This is a genomic window from Streptomyces sp. NPDC044719, from assembly GCF_056433405.1.
The window spans coordinates 180,192-196,252 of record NZ_JBWKHE010000004.1; the positions used below are offsets into that span (position 1 = coordinate 180,192).

Sequence of the window (16,061 nt, forward strand, 5' to 3'; positions counted from 1 at the left end):
GACCAGCCTGCTGGTCCGTACGGGTGACCGGCAAGCCGAAAGAGTGGCATGGCCGGGTCGCGTTGGTGCCTGGCCGGCCGCTGGTTCTTGCGGCCCGGGCGAGTAGTCTGCGCAGCATGCGGATCTCTGTTTCCTCGGACATGGACGAGCCCGTCGCCCGAGCCCTCGTGGCCGCGCTGCGGAGCCGGGGGCACGAGGTGCGGCCGCACGGGGCCCTGCGCTCCGGGAGCGACCCGCAGTGGGCGGTGTGCTCCGAGGCCGCGGCCCGTGAGGTCGCCGACGGGACGGCCGACCAGGCCGTGGTGTGCTGCTGGACCGGCACGGGCGCCTCGATCGCCGCGAACAAGGTGCCGGGCGTACGCGCCGCCCTGTGCACGGACGCCTACACGGCCGACGGGGCGCGCCGCTGGAACGACGCCAACGTCCTCGCGCTCAGCCTGCGGCTGACGTCCGAGCCGCTGCTGACGGAGATCCTCGACGCCTGGTTCGCGGGCGAGCCCAGCGGCGACACCGAGGACCGGCAGAACGTGGACCGTGTCCGGCTGCTCGATCACGGGCGGAACCGGCTGTAGGCCACACCCCGTCACAGCCGCACGATGACCAGCGCGGTGTCGTCGGTGGCGCCGCCGGGCGGCAGTAGTTCCAGCAGGACGGTGTCGGCGAGGGTCTCGGGGTCCTGGTCCCGGTTCCGGGCCAGCGCGTCGGCGAGGCGGCCCAGACCGGTGTCGATGTCCTCATCGCGCCGCTCGATCAGCCCGTCGGTGTAGAGGACGAGGGTCGCGCCCGGCGCGTACGAGGTGTCCGCCTGGGGTCTTGGAATCGGGTCGGGGCGGGCGTCGAGCGGGGTGTCCGTGGCCCCGTCGAGCAGCTCCGCCCGGCCGTCGGCGTGGACCAGTACGGGCGGGGGATGGCCGGCACTGCTGTAGGTGATGGTGTGCCGGTCGAAGTCGATGAACGTCGTCACCGCGGTCGCCGACTCGGCGCCGCCGACCACGTGCGCGTAGCGCCCCAGCACGTCCAGCGCCTGGGCCGGGCCCTCGGCGACCCGGGAGGCCGCGCTGAGCGCGCTGCGCAACTGGCCCATGACGCCGGCGGCCTGCAGTCCGTGCCCGACCACGTCGCCCACGGACACCCCGACCCGGTGGCCGCCGACCAGGTCGACCAGGTCGTACCAGTCCCCGCAGACGTTGAGCGCGCCCACGGCGGGCCGGTAGCGGACGGCGGCCCGGTGGTGGTGTCCGACCTGGCGGCGGTCGGGCAGCATCGCCTCCTGCAGGGCCAGGGCCACCTCCCGCTCCCGTGAGTGCGCCTGGCGCAGCCGGTCGTTGAGCTCCTGGAGCTCCCGGGCGCGGGTGTACAGCTCGGCCTCCAGGACACGGGCCCGGCTGCCCCGGTTGCCCCCGGAGCGGCCCCGGGCCCGGATCAGCTCCGTGACCTCCTCGACGCGGTGCAGGATCAGCGCCACCTTGCCGTCTGGGCCGAGCAGGGGCGCGTTCACCGGGCTCCAGTAGCGCTCCTCCCACTCCCCGGGCCGCTCGGGATCCTCGACGTCGTAGCGCTGCAGCGCCATGGCGTCACGCTCCCCGGTCGCCAGGACCCGGTGCAGCGAGGCCTCCAGATTGCGCATGCCCGTCGCGGCCGGGTTGTTGGGGTTGTCCGGGAACACGTCGAACAGATAGCGGCCGATCAGCCGGTCGCGGGAGCGGCCGGACACGCGGACGAACTCCTCGTTGGCGTCCGCGTACACGAGCTCGGGCGTCAGCAGCGCCACCATGCCGGGCAGTGCATGGAACACCGCGGCGTAATCGATCTCCGGATCCGTCATGGTCGCCTCACCACTGCCGGGATCATCTATTTTCACACGGTATGGCCGAATGCGGCCCGGGGTTCGCCCGGCATCACTCCGTGAGGTCCGTCAGCGACTGCTCCGCCCAGATGATCTTCCCGTCGGGGACGAACCGGGTGCCCCACCGCTGGGTCAGCTGGGAGACCAGCAGCAGACCGCGACCGCCCTCGTCCGTCGTACGGGGATGGCGCAGATGGGGCGCGGTGGCACCGCCGTCGAAGACCTCGCAGACCAGGGCGCGCTCCCGGATCAGCCGGAGCCGGATCGAGCCGGTGGCGTACCGGATGGCGTTGGTGACCAGCTCGCTCACCACCAGTTCCGTGGTGAAGACCAGGTCGTCCAGGCCCCAGTGCGCCAGCTGCCGGGTGGCCGTGCGGCGGGCGTCGGCGACGACGGCCGGGTCGGAGGGCAGGTCCCAGGCGGCGACCTGCTCGGTGCCGAGCCGTTTCGTCCGGGCCATCAGCAGGGCCACGTCGTCGTACGGACGCGCCGGGACCAGCGCGTCGACCACGGTCAGGCAGTACGACTCGAGCGGTCCCGCCTGTTCCAGCGCCCTGCGCAGCCGCTCCCGGCCGGCGTCGACGGCCCAGGTGGTCTCGCCCCGGGCCAGCAGCCCGTCGGTGTGCAGGGCGAGCGTGCTGCCCTCCGCCAGGGACAGCTCGACCGCCTCGAAGGGCGGGCCGCCCACGCCGAGCGGTGGCCCCTGCGGCAGATCGACGAACGTGACCGAGCGGTCGGGCGCGACCACGGCCGGGGCCGGGTGGCCCGCGGCCGCCATCGTGCAGCCGCCGTCGACCGGGTCGTAGACCACGTACAGACACCCCGAGCCCACGGACGACCGCCCGCCGTCGGCACCCGCCGCGCCCGGCTCGACGCCCTCCTCCCGCGCCGACCGCGCCACCAGGTCGTCGAGGTGCGCCAGCACCTCCTCGGGCGGCAGATCCAGGGCGGCCAGGGTCCGTACGGCGGTCCGCAGCTGCCCCATGGCGGCGGCGGCGTCGATGCCGTGCCCGGGCACCTCGCCCACGACGAGAGCGACGCGGCCGCCGGACAGCGGAATGAGGTCGTACCAGTCGCCGCCCAGGCCGGTCAGCTCGTCGGCGGGCCGGTAGCACGCGGCCACCTCGACGGCGTCCTGCTCGGGAAGCCGGTGGGGGAGCAGACTGCGTTGCAGCACGAGGGCGGCGTCGCGTTCGCGGGTGTAGCGCCGGGCGTTGTCCAGGCAGACGGCCGCCCGGGCGACGAGGTCCTCGGCCAGGTGCAGGTCCTCCTCGTCGAAGGGCTCCCGGCGGTGGCGCCGGAAGAAGGTGGTGACGCCCAGAGTGGTACCCCGCGACCGGATCGGCACGGTCATCACGCTGTACAGGTCAAGCTCCAGAAAGGTGACGGTCCGGCGCCCCTCCGGAAGGTCCGTCGCCCACTCCCGGGTCACCGGATCGAGCCGCTCAGCACGCCAGGAGCGTCCCGTGGTCAGGCAACGGACCGGTGGCGACCCGGCCAGGTAGGTCGCGACGTCGCCGACCTCCAGGGCGCCCTGCGGGATGTCGTCCTGCGCGGACCGCTGGCCGGCCCGGCGCAGCGCCACCGGATCCGTGTCCGCGAGCGGCCCGGGAGCCGGCTCGGCGCCCCGCAGCACCGCCTCCAGCAGATCCACGGTGACGAAGTCCGCCACTCCCGGCACGGCCACGTCGGCCAGCTCCTGCGCGGTGCGCGGGATGTCCAGACTGCGGCCGATGCTCTCTCCGGCCCGGTCGAGGAGCGCCAGCCGCTGCCGCGCGCGGTGCCGCTCGGTCATGTCGACGACCGTGTAGTACACGCCCAGCGGGTGGCCCCGGTCGTCCTCGAGCCGGGTGAACGACAGCATGTGCGCCGTCTCGCGCAGCGGCGCCGACCGCACCTGGCCCACGTGCTCGTACCCGACGACCGACTCGCCGGTCTCCAGGACGTGCCGCATCTGCGCCTCGACCGCCTGGGCGTCCATGCCCGGCTGGACGTCCGCGAAGCGCAGCCCGAGCCGTCGCGCCGCCGGTCCGCCGCCGAACTGCTCCAGGGCGGTGTTGGACCACACGAACCGCAGGTCGGTGTCGACGATGGCGATGCCCACGGAAGCGTCGGCCACCATCCGTTCCAGAACCGTGCGGCTCATGTCCCAGCCCGGGGCCTGGCCCAGTTCCGACAGGAGCACCAGCCAGCGCGAGCCGTGGTGCGTCTCCTCGGTCGAGGTGATCCGGGCCATGACCCGCACCGGCTGCCCGTTCTTGCGGCGGGCCGTCAGCAGCCCCGCCCAGCCGCCGTCCCTGCGGCAGCGCTCGACCAGGTCGGGCACGCGCTCCGCGTCCTCGGCGGCCAGCAGGTCGGACAGCTTCCTGCCGACCGCCTCGGCGGCGGGGTACGCCAGCAGCCGCCGGGCGTCATCGGTCCAGCCCGTCACCACGCCCTGCGGATCGAGCAGCAGGGGCACGGCGTCGGCCACGTCGAACCGCCGCCGGGCAAACCCGTACTCCTCGTGTGGGCCCACGGCCGACCTCTCTGTCGCTGAGAGTGGTCTACCACCTCTTGCCCCCATCTTCACCCTTTCCCGCGTACGGGGGCGGGTTGTGCAGGTCCGGTCGGTGCGGCCGCGGCGCTGTCCTAGCCCAGCACCTTCTCCAGTGCCGCGAGCGCCCCCGCGAGCTCCTCGCCCGTGATCGTCAGCGGCGGTGCCAGGCGGATCGTGGAGCCATGGGTGTCCTTGACCAGGACTCCCTCCCGCATGAGGCGTTCGCTGACCTCGCGGCCGGTGCCGAGGGCGGGGTCGATGTCGACGCCCGCCCACAGGCCGCGCGAGCGGAACCCGACGACGCCCTTGCCGACCAGTTCGGTCAGGCCGTCCCGCAGGGTCACGCCCAGCTCGGCCGCGCGGCGCTGGAACTCGCCCGTCTCCAGCAGTTCGACCACCGCGGTGCCGACCGCGGCAGCCAGCGGATTGCCGCCGAAGGTCGAGCCGTGCTCGCCCGGCCGCAGCACCCCGAGGACCTCACGGCGCGCGACCACCGCCGACACCGGCACGATGCCGCCGCCCAGCGCCTTCCCCAGCAGCACCACGTCCGGCACGACCGACTCGTGCTGCACCGCCAGCGTGCCGCCGGTACGGCCGAGCCCCGACTGGATCTCGTCGGCGATGAACAGACACCCCTGGCGCCGGGTCAGCTCGCGCACGCCGGCCAGGTAGCCGTCGTCCGGGATGATCACCCCCGCCTCGCCCTGGATCGGCTCGATCAGCACCGCCGCCGTCGTCTCGTCGACCGCCGCCTCCAGCGCGGCCAGGTCGTTGTACGGCACGACCCGGAAGCCCGGCGTGAACGGGCCGAAGCCCTGCCGCGCCGTCTCGTCCGTGGAGAAGCTGACGATGGTCGTCGTACGGCCGTGGAAGTTGTCCGCGGCGACCACGATCGTCGCCCGGCCGTCCGGCACGCCCTTGACGTCGTAGGCCCACTTGCGGGCCACCTTCACCGCGCTCTCCACCGCCTCGGCGCCGGTGTTCATGGGCAGCACCATGTCCAGGCCCGTCAACGCGGCCAGCCGCTCGGCGAACTCGGCGAGCCGGTCGTTGTGGAAGGCGCGCGAGGTGAGGGTCAGCCGGTCGAGCTGGCGATGGGCCGCCTCGATCAGCGCCGGATGCCGGTGGCCGAAGTTGAGCGCCGAGTAGCCGGCCAGCAGATCGAGGTAGCGCCGCCCCTCCACGTCCTCCACCCAGGTGCCCTCGGCGCGGGCGACGACCACGGGCAGCGGATGGTAGTTGTGGGCGAGGACCGGCTCCTCCGCGCGGATGAGCTCCTGCGAGCCGCGGGCCTTGGGCGAGCCCTCGGTGCGGACGGGTGCGGTCATGAGCGGATCTCCCGGATCTCCTGGGTGCAGCACTTGATGCCGCCACCGGCCTTGTGGAACTCGGACAGGTCGACGGGGACGGGGACGTAGCCGCGGTCGGCGAGCTGCCCGGCCAGGGCCGTCGCCCCCGGTGAGATGAACACGTGGCGCCCGTCGGATACGGAGTTGAGCCCGAACGCCATCGCGTCCTCGCGGGTGGCGAGCACCGCGTCCGGGTACAGCCGGGCCAGCACCTCGCGGCTGCCCGGCGAGAACGCCTCGGGGTAGTAGGCGATGTTCTCGTCGTGCCCCTCGTCGAGGACGAACAGCGCCGTGTCCAGGTGGTAGAAGTACGGGTCCACCAGCGTCAGGCTGATCACCGGCATGCCCAGGTACTCCTGTACCTCGCTGTGGGCCTCCCGGGTCGTGCGGAAGCCCGTCCCGGCCAGGATCCAGCGCCCGGCCGGCACCAGGTCGCCCTCGCCCTCGCACACCGACTCGGGGTGGTAGACGTCGTAGCCCTCCGACTTGAACCACGCCTCGTACGGCACGGACTCGGGACGGCGCTCGGGTGCGTGGAAGAGGGAGCCGAAGACGCGGCCGTCGACGACGACCGCCGCGTTCGCGGCGAAGACCATGTCGGGCAGGCCGGGAACGGGTTTCACACTGTCCACGGTATGGCCGTGGACGCGGTATGCGTCCACCAGTGCCTGCCATTGGTCCAGGGCACGGAGGACATCGACGGGTTCGTCGGGATGCATCCAGGGGTTGATCGCGTACTGCACGGCGAAGTGTCTGGGTTCGCAGACGAGGTAGCGCCGCCGGCGCGGCACACGGGAGTCGGGCACAGAGGGGTCCCTCCGCTTCCTAACGGTGTGTGACTGGGGGTTGACACCAAGGTAGGAACTGACGGAGGCGGTCCACAAGCAACATCAGTTGCGTCTGCACGCAGGAACGCTGCGTCTTGAGGCCGGTCAGCGCACGCCTGCTGCGCGGCCTCCGGCGCTATTCCGGCGCGGGATGACTGGCCCCCGCCTCCGGACTCTCCGGGAGCAGATGCGAGAGCACCATCACACTGATCGTCTTCCGGATGAACGGCTCCTGGCGGATCCGCTCCAGCACCTCCTCGAAGTGCTCCACGTCCCGCGCCCGCACATGCAGCAGCGCGTCCGCGCCGCCGGTCACGGTCATCGCCGCCGTGATCTCCGGGTAGTCGCGCACGACCTCCGCCAGCCGCCGTGGCGGGGCCGCGCCCTCGCAGTACACCTCGACATAGGCCTCCGTGCGCCAGCCCAGCGCCGACGGCTTCACCGTGGCCGTGAAACCGGTGATCACACCCGTTTCGCGCAACCGGTCGACCCGCCGCTTGACCGCCGTGGCCGACAGCCCGATCGCCGTGCCGATCTCGGCGAAGGACGTCCTGGCGTTCGCCATCAACGCGGTGATGATCTTCCGGTCGAGTTCGTCGAACGGCGTGGACCTGCTGTTCATGCGGGCACTGTATCCAGCGGGAACGCGCACCCCCAGCACATGCCCAGACGTACGGATCGCCCCTACACTCCGGGTTCATGCTGCGCGCCCTGGCTGTCGACGACGAACGCCCCTCGCTGGAGGAACTGCTCTACCTGCTGCAGGCGGACCCCCGCATCGGCAGCGCGGAGGGCGCCGGCGACGCGACCGAGGCGCTGCGCCGCATCAACCGCGCCCTGGAGTCCGGCCCCGGCGGCCCCGAGGCGATCGACGTCGTCTTCCTCGACATCCAGATGCCCGGCCTCGACGGCCTCGACCTGGCCCGGCTGCTCACCGGCTTCGCCCGGCCCCCGCTCGTCGTGTTCGTCACCGCCCACGAGGACTTCGCCGTCCAGGCCTTCGACCTCAAGGCCGTCGACTACGTCCTCAAGCCCGTCCGCAAGGAACGCCTCGCCGAGGCCGTCCGCCGCGCCGCCGAGCTGCGCGGCGCCGCCCCGCACATACCCGTGCACGAACCCGACCCCGACCACCTGCCCGTCGAGCTCGGCGGCGTGACCCGCTTCGTCGCCGTCGACGACATCACCCACGTCGAGGCCCAGGGCGACTACGCCCGGCTGCACACCGGCAAGGGCAGCCATCTGGTCCGCATCCCGCTGTCCACCCTGGAGGAGCGCTGGCGCTCCCGGGGCTTCGTCCGCATTCACCGCCGCCACCTCGTCGCCCTGCGCCACATCGGCGAACTCCGCCTCGACGCGGGCACCGTCAGCGTCCTCGTAGGCTCCGAGGAACTCCAGGTCAGCCGGCGCCACACCCGCGAACTGCGCGACCTGCTCATGAGGAGGCCGTGACAGTGCCCCAGGACCACACCGAACGCCGCGTCGTCGTCACCGCCCCGCCCCGCCGCACCGGCCGGGCCTCCGGCTACTACCGCCCGCGCACCGAGATCGACGAGCAGACCACCCTCGGCCACACCTACGTCCGCTCCCTGATGCGCACCCAGCTGCGCGCCGCGCTCACCGTGTTCGCGATCCTCGGGCTGCTCGTCGGCCCGCTGCCGCTGCTGTTCGCCGCGACGCCCGGCACCGGCCGCCTCGAATGGGCCGTCCTCGGCTTCGGCCTCTACGCCCCGCTCGTCCTGCTCGCCCGCTGGTACGTCCGCCGCGCCGAGCGCAACGAACGCGACTTCGTACGCCTCGTCGAAGACCGCTGAAGTCAGTCACACCATGAACTCCAGCTACGCCATACCCGCCGTCGCCCTGGTCGTCGTCGCGACGGTCCTGGTCGGCGCCTTCGGCCTGCGCATCTCCCGCACCACCTCCGACTTCTACGTCGCCTCCCGCACCGTCGGCCCCCGCCTCAACGCCGCCGCCATCAGCGGCGAGTACCTCTCCGCCGCCTCCTTCCTCGGCATAGCCGGCCTCGTCCTGGTCCAGGGCCCCGAGATGCTCTGGTACCCGGTCGGCTACACCGCCGGCTATCTGGTCCTGCTGCTCTTCGTCGCCGCCCCGCTGCGCCGCTCCGGGGCCTACACCCTCCCCGACTTCGCCGAGGCCCGCCTCGCCTCCCAGGCGGTACGGAGGCTGGCCGGTGCCTTCGTCGTCGGCGTCGGCTGGCTCTATCTGCTGCCCCAGCTCCAGGGCGCCGGACTGACCCTGACCGTACTGACCGGGGCGCCCGACTGGCTCGGCGGAGTGATCGTCGCCGTCGTCGTGACCGCCACCGTCGCCGCCGGCGGCATGCGCAGCATCACCTTCGTGCAGGCCTTCCAGTACTGGCTGAAACTCACGGCCCTGCTGGTTCCCGCCCTCTTCCTGGTCCTCGCCTGGCAGAACGACGGAGCGCCGCGCCACGCCTTCGACGAACCGGCCACTTTCCGCGAGCAGCGTGTCGTCCGCGTGGACGACAGCATCGCCCTCACGCTCGACCGGCCGCTGACCGTCACGGTGACCGGAACCGTGGACGGCCGGGCGCACACCGAGACCCGCCTCGAAATCCCCGCCGGTACCCACCACATCGAACACGGCACCCGGCTCACCTTCGCCGCGGGGGCGACCGTCCCCGCCGCCGAGCGCAGCGGCGGCGGCGACCTGTCGCCCTCCCAGGACGAGGGCCGCGAGGAACGCCCGCTGTACGCCACGTACGGGCTGATCCTCGCCACGTTCCTGGGCACCATGGGCCTGCCGCACGTCGTGGTCCGCTTCTACACCAGCCCGCACGGCGTCGCCGCCCGCCGCACGACCGTCGTGGTCCTCGGCCTGATCGGCGCCTTCTACCTCCTGCCACCCGTCTACGGCGCCCTCGGCCGTCTCTACGCCCCCGAACTGACCCTCACCGGGGACCCGGACGCCGCCGTCCTGCTGCTGCCCGACCGCATGATCGGGGGAATGGGTGGGGACCTGCTGGGCGCGCTGGTGGCGGGCGGTGCCTTCGCCGCCTTCCTGTCCACGGCCTCGGGACTGGCCATGGCGGTCGCGGGGGTCCTCACCCAGGACGTCCTGCCGTCCCGGGGCGTACGGCACTTCCGGCTCGGCACGGTCCTCGCCATGGCCGTGCCCCTCGCGGCGAGCGTCCTCGTCGGCGGGCTCCCGGTCGCCGACGCCGTCGGGCTCGCCTTCGCGGTGTCCGCCTCCTCGTTCTGCCCGCTGCTCGTCCTCGGCATCTGGTGGCGCCGGCTGACCCCGCCCGGCGCCGCCGCCGGGATGCTGGTCGGCGGCGGCTCCGCCCTGCTCGCCGTCGCCGCGACCATGGCGGGCTATCCGGGCCGGGGAGCGCTGCACGCCCTGCTCGCCTGGCCCGCCCTGTGGTCGGTACCGCTGAGCTTCCTCACCATGATCCTGGTCTCCCTGGCCACCCCCGGCCGGGTGCCCCCGGGCACGGCTGCCGTCCTGGCCCGCTTCCACCTGCCCGAGGAACTGCGCACGGAGGTGAAGACGCCATGAGCGGATTCCTCGCGGGTCTGTGCGTCGCCGTGCTCCCGGTGCTGGCCGCCGGGGTGTGGCTGGGCCGGCGCACCGCGCGGGGGGCCAAGAGCCTCGGCGGCCTCGGCACCCCCGTCGAGCACGCCACCTTCGAGACCCTGCACACCGCCTCCCTCGCCGCACCCCCGCTGCGGGCCGGCCTGACCGAGGAGACCGCCCGCAAGTCCGCCCGCAAACTGCGCTCCCTGCTCGGCACCGACGCCCTCTGCCTCACGGACCGCGAACAGGTCCTGGTCTGGGACGGCGACGGCGCCCACCACCGCTCCGAGATCATGGAACGCCTCGGGGGCGCCCTGGACACCGGCCGGGGCGAGGCCTTCCGGCTCACCTGCGACATCCTCGACTGCTCGGTGCGCTGGGCGGTCGTCGCCCCGCTCACCGTCGACGACCGGGTGCACGGCGCCCTCGTCGCCTGCGCGCCCCGCGAGTCGGCGGTCCTGGTCCGGGCGGCCGGCGAGGTGGCCCGCTGGGTGTCCGTCCAACTGGAGCTGGCCGACCTGGACCAGTCCCGCACCCGTCTCATCGAGGCCGAGATCAAGGTGCTGCGGGCCCAGATCTCCCCGCACTTCATCTTCAACTCGCTCGCGGTGATCGCCTCGTTCGTCCGCACCGACCCCGAGCGCGCCCGCGAACTGCTCCTGGAATTCGCCGACTTCACCCGCTACTCGTTCCGCAGGCACGGCGACTTCACCGCCCTCGCCGACGAACTCCACGCCATCGACCACTATCTGGCGCTCGTACGGGCACGCTTCGGCGACCGCCTCTCCGTCACCCTCCAGATCGCCCCGGAGGTGCTGCCCGTCGCCCTGCCCTTCCTCTGCCTCCAGCCGCTCGTGGAGAACGCCGTGAAGCACGGCCTGGAGGGTAAGGCCGACAAATGCCGCATCCAGATCACAGCCCAGGACGCGGGCGCCGAGGCGCTCGTCGTCATCGAGGACGACGGCGCCGGCATGGACCCCGACCTGCTGCGCCGCATCCTCGCCCGCGAGGTCAGCCCCTCGGGCGGCATAGGGCTCTCCAACGTCGACGACCGGCTCCGCCAGGTGTACGGCGACGACTACGGCCTCGTCATCGAGACCGCTCCGGGCGCGGGCATGAAGATCACCGTCCGGATCCCGAAGTACCAGCCGGGCGTGCACTCGGGGGGCCGGCTGACCCGGGAGTGAGCCGTCAGGTGCTGCGAGCGGTCACCACCAGCCCGAGGGTGATCAGTCCCAGGACGACCCAGCCGAACCACAGCCAGCCGTTGCTTCCGAGCGCCACCGTGTAGGCCGTCACCGCGACGAGGCCGCCGAGGGTGAGCACTCCCATGGTCTTGGTCGAGTTTGAACCGTTCGTGGAACCGGGCATCGCAACACCCTCCTCGTGGTCCGATGCCTCCATGGTGCCTGGTGGACGCCCGGCGCGCACGGTCCTTGCGAGAGCCGGCTTCAGCGCCCCTGCGCGTTCAACGAGGCCAGATAGGCGTTGTACGCCTCCAGCTCCTTGTCCCCGTCGCGGTCGGCGGCCCGGTCCTTGCGCCTGGCCTGGCGCTGGTCGGAGGCGTACCACTGGAACAGCAGGGCGATCAGCACCAGCACGGACGGGATCTCGCTGAACGCCCAGGCGATGCCGCCCGCGGCGTTCTGGTCGGCGAGCGCCTCGATGCCGAGCGAGGCTGGCGGGTTCTTGAACGTCCCGACCATCGGCTCGGACGCCATCATCAGCGCGATGCCGAAGAACGCGTGGAACGGCATGCCCGCGAACAGCTCCAGCATCCGCATCAGGTAACCGGGGCGGTGCGGTCCCGGGTCCACGCCCATGATCGGCCAGAAGAAGACCAGACCGACGGCGAAGAAGTGCACCATCATCCCGATGTGCCCCGGCTTGGAGCCCATCAGGGTGTCGAAGAGCGGTGTGAAGTACAGCCCGTACAGGCTCGCGATGAACAGCGGGATCGTGAACGCCGGGTGCGTGACGATCCGCATGTACCGGCTGTGCAGGAACATCAGCAGCAGCTCGCGGGGGCCCCTGCGCCCGCGGCCCGCCGTCGGCAGCGCGCGCAGCGCCAGCGTGATCGGGGCACCGAGCAGGACGAGGATCGGCGACACCATGCTGATCACCATGTGCTGCACCATGTGCACGCTGAACATGACCATGCCGTAGTCGTTCAGCTTGGTGCACATCATGAGCGCGATGGTCAGCACACCGATGACGAAGGCGACCGTCCGGCCCACGGGCCACTTGTCCCCGCGCCGCACCAGCCGCACGACACCCCACCCGTACAGCCCCAGCCCGACCAGGCAGGCGACGAGAAAGAACGGGTCGGCCGACCACTCAAGACCTCGCCCCAGCGTGAACGGCGGCAGATCCATGGTCATGCCGTGCCCGCTGTGATCCATTCCGCCGGCTCCTGTTTCGTGGGGGTGTGCAGCAATCTGTCCGCCCCTAAGAGTAGAACCGCCCCCAGTCACCATGGAGACCGGGGGCAGGACGACGTCTTAGGGGCGCGGGGAACTGCGCGACAAGCCACGAACGACCCGCACCCGGCCGACTACAGCAACCTCAGAGAACGGTCTCCGCCTCGGCATACCGCTCATCCGGCACGGTCTTCAGCGTCTTCACGGCCTCCGCCAACGACACCATCACTATGTCGGTGCCCCGCAGCGCGGTCATCTGCCCGAACTCCCCGCGATGCACGGCCTCCACCGCATGCCACCCGAACCGCGTGGCCAGCACCCGGTCATAGGCGGTCGGCGTCCCACCGCGCTGCACATGCCCGAGAATGACGGGCCGGGCTTCCTTCCCCAGCCGCCCCTCCAGCTCCACGGACAGCTGCCGCGCGATCCCGGCGAACCGCTCGTGCCCGTAGATGTCCTTGCCGCCCTCGTCGAACTCCATGGTCCCGGCCTTGGGCTTCGCGCCCTCCGCCGCCACGACGATCGCGAAGCGCTTGCCGGCCTCGAACCGCTCGCCGACCCGCCGGGTCAGTTCCTCTATGTCGAAGGGCCGCTCGGGGACGACGATGGCGTGCGCGCCGGCCGCCATGCCGGAGTGCAGCGCGATCCACCCGGTGTGCCGCCCCATGACCTCGACCACCAGGACCCGCTGGTGGGACTCGGCGGTGGTCTTCAGCCGGTCCAGGGCCTCGGTCGCCACCCCCACGGCCGTGTCGAAGCCGAAGGTGACGTCGGTGACCGCGATGTCGTTGTCGATGGTCTTCGGCACGCCCACGACGGGCAGGCCGCTGTCGGACATCAGCCGGGCGGCCTTGAGGGTGCCTTCACCGCCGATGGGGATGATCGCGTCGAGGCCGAGTTCCTCGACATGGCCCTTGGCCCGCTCCACACCGTCCCGCAGATGGGAGGGCTGGACCCGGGAGGACCCGAGAATCGTGCCGCCGCGGGCGAGGATGCCACCCACCGCGTCGAGGTCGAGCTTGAGGTAGTCGCACTCCAGGAGGCCCTTCCAGCCGTCCCGGAAGCCGATGACCTCGTCGCCGTGGTCCACGACGGCGCGGTGTACGACGGACCGGATCACGGCGTTCAGGCCGGGGCAGTCGCCGCCGGACGTGAGGACACCAATACGCATAGCCCGAAATACCTTCTCAACGTGGGCCGGGTACCGGACCACGTTGTCCGGCTCGAATTCCCGCCACCCTAGCGTCACGAAGGGGCGGGACCGAACTGCGCGTCCGCCTGCTGGACTACCCCGCTCACCTGTGCGGATGTGCCGTCAGACGGGCTGTTGACCAGCAGGTTGACGCGTACCTCGGGCAGGCTGCGACGCCGTGCCTACGCAGGCTGCTGAGCAGCCGCGATGCGCTCGTCGCGCAGTGCCTCGTACCAGCGGTCGTCGGTCGGCGGCAGCGCGTTGACGTCGAGCGCCAGCTTCAGCAGCAGATCCGCGATCAGCGGGTTGCGCGCGAGCACCGGCCCGTGCATGTACGTGCCGAAGACGGTGTCGTTGTACGCGCCCTCCGTGCCGTCACCCGTGCCGTTGCCGTTGCCGAAGCGCACCTGGGCGAGCGGGCGGGCGGTGGGGCCCAGATGGGTGACGCCCTGGTGGTTCTCGAAGCCGGTCAGCGGGGGCAGGCCGAGGCGCGGGTCGATGTCGCCCAGCACGTCACCGACGCACCGCTCGCCCTCGCCGCGCACCGACACCACGTCCAGCAGCCCGAGGCCGGGCTCGCGCTGGCCGAGGTCGTTGATGAACTCGTGGCCGAGGATCTGGTAGCCGGCGCACACGGAGAACACGATGGCGCCGTTCTCCACGGCCCGCTGCAGACCGCCGTCCCGGCGCAGCCGCTCGGCCGCGAGCCGCTGCGGACGGTCCTCGCCGCCGCCGATCAGGTAGATGTCGCCGGAGGTCGGGATCGGCTGGTCGCTGCGCACGTCCAGCCGGGCCACGTCCAAACCGCGCTGCTGGGCCCGGCGCTGCACGACGAGGACGTTGCCCTGGTCGCCGTAGGTGCTGAGCAGGTCGGGATAGATCCAGACGACCCGCAGTTGGTTGTCGCTCACAAAAGTCCCCTGACGTCTCGTGCTCAGTTGCCGACGCGGCGGCGCAGGTCCTGGAACGCCGTGTAGTTGGCGATGACCTCGATCCGGCCCGGCGGGCACGCCGCCACGGCCTGGTCGAGGTTCTCGTAGACCTGGAAGTGCTGGTCCGCGACCTCCAGCCGCACCGCGAGGTCCAGCCGCCGGTCGCCGACGACGCAGATCGGGTGGCCGGTCAGGCGCGTGTAGTCGACGTCCCACAGCCAGGAGGTGTCGGTGCCGTCGGCGCCGCGCGCGTTCACGGAGAGGATCACCGGGGTCGGCGGCGGGTCGATCAGCGAGAACGTCTCCAGCCAGCCGGCCGGGTTCTTCGCGAGCAGCAGCCGCAGGTCACGGCCCTGGAACTGGACGATGTCGTACCGTCCGGCCACCGCCTGCACCTGGTACATGCGCTCCAGCGCGACCTGCGGCGGCACCCCGAACACGGCGGCGACGGCGGCCGAGGAGGCGGCGTTGGCCTTGTTGGCACGGCCGGGCAGCTGGAGGTGGATCGGCCAGGCCGAGCCGTGCGGGTCGAGGACGTGGTCGCCGGACAGCGCCCAGCTCGGCGTCGGACGGCGGAAGCCGCACTCGCCGCAGAACCAGTCGTCGCCCGGGCGCTGCATCACGCCACCGCACGACGGGCAGGACCAGGCGTCGTCCTTCCACATCTGCCCGGCCGCGACCCAGATCACATTGGGGGAGGAGGACGCCGCCCACACCACCAGCGGGTCGTCGCAGTTGGCCACGACCACGGCCTTGGACCCCGCGAGTCCCTCCCGCCAGTTCTCGGCGAGCATGCGGGTCTCGGCGGCGCGGTCGAGCTGGTCGCGCGAGAGGTTCAGCAGGGCGATGCACTTCGGGGCGGTGTCCCGGGCGACTCCGGCGAGGTACTTCTCGTCGACCTCGATCACGCCGTACCGCGCGTCCGAGCTGCCGGCGAGCGCCGAGGTGATGCCGGCCGGCATATTGGCGCCGAGGGCGTTGGAGACGACCGGCCCGGCCGCCCGCAGTGCCTCGGCGATGAGCCGGGTGGTGGTGGTCTTGCCGTTCGTCGCCGAGACCAGGATCACGTCCAGGTTCTGCGCGAGCCGGGCGAGGAGGTCGGGGTCGAGCTTGAGCGCCACCCGGCCGCCGATCACCGAACCGCTGCCGCGCCCTGCGGCGCGGGATGCCGCCGCGACCGCCTTGCCCGCGGTCACGGCCAGCTTGGCCCGCGGCGAGAGCGGGTCCGAGTTGCCTGCCATCAGTTCTCGATCCTCCTTGCGTACGCGCCGCGCCTTGAAGCCTGACGGCCACGTGGTGTGGACCTCAGCCTATCGAGATCCATTAGCACTCCCGAACCGCGGCACTGTGGCGAACTCGTGTGGGAGGCGCGGACCGACAAGGACCTTACTCTTGCCG

At 72.0% G+C, this 16,061-nt stretch carries 15 protein-coding genes; 5 read left to right on the forward strand and 10 right to left on the reverse strand.

Annotated elements, in window-relative coordinates:
* Positions 1–116 precede the first annotated feature (116 nt).
* A complete protein-coding gene (locus tag AC07DF_RS16765; RefSeq protein WP_478971316.1) occupies positions 117–572 on the forward strand; it encodes an RpiB/LacA/LacB family sugar-phosphate isomerase in 456 nt (151 codons plus the stop codon).
* 11 nt (positions 573–583) lie between these two features.
* Here the strand turns inward: AC07DF_RS16765 and AC07DF_RS16770 are convergent, their stop codons facing one another.
* The 5 genes from AC07DF_RS16770 to AC07DF_RS16790 all read right to left on the reverse strand — a co-directional run bounded on the left by AC07DF_RS16770 (position 584) and on the right by AC07DF_RS16790 (position 7,183).
* A complete protein-coding gene (locus tag AC07DF_RS16770; protein WP_478971318.1) occupies positions 584–1,825 on the reverse strand; it encodes a PP2C family protein-serine/threonine phosphatase in 1,242 nt (413 codons plus the stop codon).
* A 73-nt stretch (positions 1,826–1,898) separates the two neighbouring features.
* Positions 1,899–4,364 (reverse strand): SpoIIE family protein phosphatase, encoded by a 2,466-nt coding sequence (locus AC07DF_RS16775; RefSeq protein ID WP_478971320.1) that lies wholly within the window; start codon positions 4,362–4,364, stop codon positions 1,899–1,901.
* A 113-nt stretch (positions 4,365–4,477) separates the two neighbouring features.
* Positions 4,478–5,713 (reverse strand): ornithine--oxo-acid transaminase, encoded by a 1,236-nt coding sequence (rocD, locus tag AC07DF_RS16780; RefSeq protein WP_478971322.1) that lies wholly within the window; start codon positions 5,711–5,713, stop codon positions 4,478–4,480.
* Positions 5,710–6,540 carry a dimethylargininase gene (gene ddaH, locus AC07DF_RS16785; RefSeq protein ID WP_478971324.1) on the reverse strand — a complete coding sequence of 277 codons (831 nt, stop codon included), beginning with the start codon at positions 6,538–6,540 and terminating at the stop codon, positions 5,710–5,712. The genes rocD and ddaH overlap by 4 nt, the downstream gene beginning before the upstream one ends.
* Before the next feature lie 157 nt (positions 6,541–6,697).
* Entirely contained in the window at positions 6,698–7,183 is a 486-nt protein-coding gene (locus AC07DF_RS16790) for an Lrp/AsnC family transcriptional regulator (protein ID WP_184599229.1), read from the reverse strand.
* A 77-nt stretch (positions 7,184–7,260) separates the two neighbouring features.
* Between AC07DF_RS16790 and AC07DF_RS16795 the strand changes: the two genes are divergently transcribed.
* From AC07DF_RS16795 to AC07DF_RS16810, 4 genes are read left to right on the forward strand one after another with little or no spacing between them, the layout of a single operon-like run.
* Positions 7,261–8,010, forward strand: a complete 750-nt coding sequence (locus AC07DF_RS16795) for a LytR/AlgR family response regulator transcription factor (protein ID WP_382487331.1) — start codon at positions 7,261–7,263, stop codon at positions 8,008–8,010.
* A 2-nt stretch (positions 8,011–8,012) separates the two neighbouring features.
* A complete protein-coding gene (locus AC07DF_RS16800; RefSeq protein ID WP_193482339.1) occupies positions 8,013–8,372 on the forward strand; it encodes a hypothetical protein in 360 nt (119 codons plus the stop codon).
* Positions 8,373–8,385: 13 nt separating this feature from the next.
* The gene (locus AC07DF_RS16805) at positions 8,386–10,101 is read left to right on the forward strand and encodes a sodium/solute symporter (RefSeq protein ID WP_478971327.1); all 1,716 of its coding nucleotides are present in this window, start codon (positions 8,386–8,388) and stop codon (positions 10,099–10,101) included.
* Positions 10,098–11,306, forward strand: a complete 1,209-nt coding sequence (locus AC07DF_RS16810) for a sensor histidine kinase (RefSeq protein WP_478971329.1) — start codon at positions 10,098–10,100, stop codon at positions 11,304–11,306. Before AC07DF_RS16805 ends, AC07DF_RS16810 begins: the two co-directional genes overlap by 4 nt.
* Positions 11,307–11,310: 4 nt before the next feature.
* On the opposite strand, the gene AC07DF_RS16815 is transcribed toward AC07DF_RS16810, so the two are convergent.
* From AC07DF_RS16815 to AC07DF_RS16835, 5 genes are all read right to left on the reverse strand, one after another.
* Positions 11,311–11,490, reverse strand: a complete 180-nt coding sequence (locus AC07DF_RS16815) for a hypothetical protein (protein ID WP_478971331.1) — start codon at positions 11,488–11,490, stop codon at positions 11,311–11,313.
* A gap of 80 nt (positions 11,491–11,570) precedes the next feature.
* Positions 11,571–12,521, reverse strand: coding sequence for a cytochrome c oxidase assembly protein (locus AC07DF_RS16820; protein ID WP_478971333.1), 951 nt, complete (start codon positions 12,519–12,521; stop codon positions 11,571–11,573).
* Positions 12,522–12,684: 163 nt separating this feature from the next.
* On the reverse strand, positions 12,685–13,710 hold the full coding sequence (locus tag AC07DF_RS16825; RefSeq protein WP_478971335.1) for a 6-phosphofructokinase: 1,026 nt from the start codon (positions 13,708–13,710) through the stop codon (positions 12,685–12,687).
* 203 nt (positions 13,711–13,913) lie between these two features.
* The gene (locus tag AC07DF_RS16830) at positions 13,914–14,642 is read right to left on the reverse strand and encodes a type 1 glutamine amidotransferase (protein WP_193482222.1); all 729 of its coding nucleotides are present in this window, start codon (positions 14,640–14,642) and stop codon (positions 13,914–13,916) included.
* 23 nt (positions 14,643–14,665) lie between these two features.
* Positions 14,666–15,904, reverse strand: coding sequence for a MurT ligase domain-containing protein (locus tag AC07DF_RS16835; RefSeq protein ID WP_097215311.1), 1,239 nt, complete (start codon positions 15,902–15,904; stop codon positions 14,666–14,668).
* Between the last annotated feature and the right edge of the window lie 157 nt (positions 15,905–16,061).

Coding starts and splice junctions, on each gene's coding strand:
- AC07DF_RS16820 (WP_478971333.1), bottom strand. CDS start 12,521: ATGGATCACAGCGGGCACGGCATGACCATGGATCTGCCGCCGTTCACG.
- AC07DF_RS16815 (WP_478971331.1), bottom strand. CDS start 11,490: ATGCCCGGTTCCACGAACGGTTCAAACTCGACCAAGACCATGGGAGTG.
- rocD (WP_478971322.1), bottom strand. CDS start 5,713: ATGACCGCACCCGTCCGCACCGAGGGCTCGCCCAAGGCCCGCGGCTCG.
- AC07DF_RS16765 (WP_478971316.1), top strand. CDS start 117: ATGCGGATCTCTGTTTCCTCGGACATGGACGAGCCCGTCGCCCGAGCC.
- AC07DF_RS16835 (WP_097215311.1), bottom strand. CDS start 15,904: ATGGCAGGCAACTCGGACCCGCTCTCGCCGCGGGCCAAGCTGGCCGTG.
- AC07DF_RS16790 (WP_184599229.1), bottom strand. CDS start 7,183: ATGAACAGCAGGTCCACGCCGTTCGACGAACTCGACCGGAAGATCATC.
- AC07DF_RS16810 (WP_478971329.1), top strand. CDS start 10,098: ATGAGCGGATTCCTCGCGGGTCTGTGCGTCGCCGTGCTCCCGGTGCTG.
- AC07DF_RS16825 (WP_478971335.1), bottom strand. CDS start 13,710: ATGCGTATTGGTGTCCTCACGTCCGGCGGCGACTGCCCCGGCCTGAAC.
- AC07DF_RS16770 (WP_478971318.1), bottom strand. CDS start 1,825: ATGACGGATCCGGAGATCGATTACGCCGCGGTGTTCCATGCACTGCCC.
- AC07DF_RS16795 (WP_382487331.1), top strand. CDS start 7,261: ATGCTGCGCGCCCTGGCTGTCGACGACGAACGCCCCTCGCTGGAGGAA.
- AC07DF_RS16805 (WP_478971327.1), top strand. CDS start 8,386: ATGAACTCCAGCTACGCCATACCCGCCGTCGCCCTGGTCGTCGTCGCG.